At 45.8% G+C, this 1,759-nt stretch carries 3 protein-coding genes; 2 read left to right on the top strand and 1 reads right to left on the bottom strand.

All coding sequences use genetic code 11. The annotated features are described in order from the left end of the window. Positions 1 to 149 precede the first annotated feature (149 nt). Both ACTHSP_RS20330 and nqrM read left to right on the top strand, forming a co-directional pair. The gene (locus ACTHSP_RS20330) at positions 150 to 1,217 is read left to right on the top strand and encodes an FAD:protein FMN transferase (protein ID WP_440346802.1); all 1,068 of its coding nucleotides are present in this window, start codon (positions 150 to 152) and stop codon (positions 1,215 to 1,217) included. Between the two features lie 17 nt (positions 1,218 to 1,234). Next, positions 1,235 to 1,456 carry a (Na+)-NQR maturation NqrM gene (nqrM, locus tag ACTHSP_RS20325; protein WP_003680888.1) on the top strand — a complete coding sequence of 74 codons (222 nt, stop codon included), beginning with the start codon at positions 1,235 to 1,237 and terminating at the stop codon, positions 1,454 to 1,456. Between the two features lie 228 nt (positions 1,457 to 1,684). On the opposite strand, the gene rpmG is transcribed toward nqrM, so the two are convergent. After that, a partial coding sequence (rpmG, locus tag ACTHSP_RS20320) for a 50S ribosomal protein L33 (RefSeq protein WP_440346803.1) occupies positions 1,685 to 1,759 on the bottom strand: 75 nt, incomplete at its 5' end.

Here is a 1,759-nt window from a genome sequence, read left to right as displayed (position 1 = left end):
AAGAAGGTACTCATGGAAAATCCCCTAAATGTCTTAGTAGGAATTTAGGGGATTTTGGGGAATTTTGCAAAGGTCTCATACTTTCAGACGGCCTGAACCTTTCTTTTACGATACAATAAAGGCTTCAAAAAATAATCCGCAAATCCCCTATGCCGTTTCTTTCCAATTCGTTTTACCGTCCGATAATCGGTTGCACCGTTGCCATCCTTTCCGCACTCACACTCTCTGCCTGCCAACCTGAAAAACAACAAACCATTACCCTGCAAGGCGAGACCATGGGCACGACCTATACCGTCAAATATCTTTCAGACGGCCAAGATAAACTCCCCTCCCCTGCCGAAATACAAAAACGCATTGATGACGCGCTTAAAGAAGTCAATCGGCAAATGTCTACCTACCAGACCGATTCCGAAATCAGCCAATTCAACCAGCTGCGCACCGTCAATCAGGCCATGCCCATTTCCCAAGACTTTGCCTATGTGACCGGAGAAGCCTTGCGTTTAAACAAACTGACACACGGCGCACTGGACGTAACCGTCGGCCCTTTGGTCAACCTTTGGGGATTCGGCCCGCAAAAAGAAATCACGCACGAACCGACTGCACAAGAAATCCAGCATGCTTCAGAAATGGTCGGTACGGAAAAACTCAAACTTTCCAAAGACGGACAGCAGCCTACGCTTGCCAAAACCCATCCCGAAGTCTATTTAGACCTATCCTCCATCGCCAAAGGCTTTGGCGTGGATAAAACCGCCGCTGAACTTGAAAAACTCAATATCGGCAATTATTTGGTAGAAATCGGAGGCGAGTTGCATGGTAAAGGCCACAATGCGCAAGGCAATCCTTGGCGTATCGGCATCGAGCAGCCCAATATCGTTCAAGGCGGCGCAACCCAAATCACCATTCCATTGGACAATAAATCACTGGCTACGTCCGGCGACTACCGTATTTTCCATGTCGATAAGTCAGGCCAACGCCTTTCCCATATCATCAACCCTAAAACCAAACAACCCATCAGCCACAACCTTGCTTCCATCAGCGTAGTAGCTGAAAACGCCACACTTGCAGACGGCCTTTCAACCGGATTGTTCGTGCTCGGAGAAACCGAAGCGCTTAAACTTGCCGAGCAAGAAAATCTCGCCGTTTTCCTTATCATCCGCACCCCGCAAGGCGACTACCATACTGAAATGTCCAGCGCATTCAAGAAATTATTAAACTAACCTTCAGGAATATACACATGAAAACCCTCCTCCTTACTTTCGGCATTTTTATCATTGTTATCCTCGGTATGGCAGTCGGCTATATTTTCTCCAAACGCACCATCAAAGGCAGCTGCGGCGGCATTTCCTCTCTCGGCATGAAAAAAATGTGCGATTGCGACACGCCATGCGATACCTTGCAAAAAGAGCTGGATAAAAAACAACATTCCGACAATCAAGGCATCAAAGTCGATCATTAAGCCGGTGTTGAATGTTTATTCATGATTCAAGGCTGCTGCTCCCCCCCCATCAGGCTGTCTGAAAAATAAAAGAGCGTGACTCAAATGGATACACGCTCTTTTATTTTGCCTCTTACAAAGCAATCCAAAAATATCTTGCATACACATTTAAAACAAGCCCCCCAACCAATCATGAAACAAAAAGAAAAGCTCCTGCAAAACAGGAGCTTTTTCTTGGAAGAAACCAGATTATTTCAATTTAGTTTCTTTGTAAATAACGTGTTTACGGGCTACTGGGTCAAATTTTTTGATTTCCAGTTTGCC

The organism is Neisseria sp. P0001.S005 (assembly GCF_051963715.1).
The sequence above is the reverse complement of the archived record's forward strand: the minus strand, read 5'-3'. Positions and strand labels throughout refer to the sequence as shown.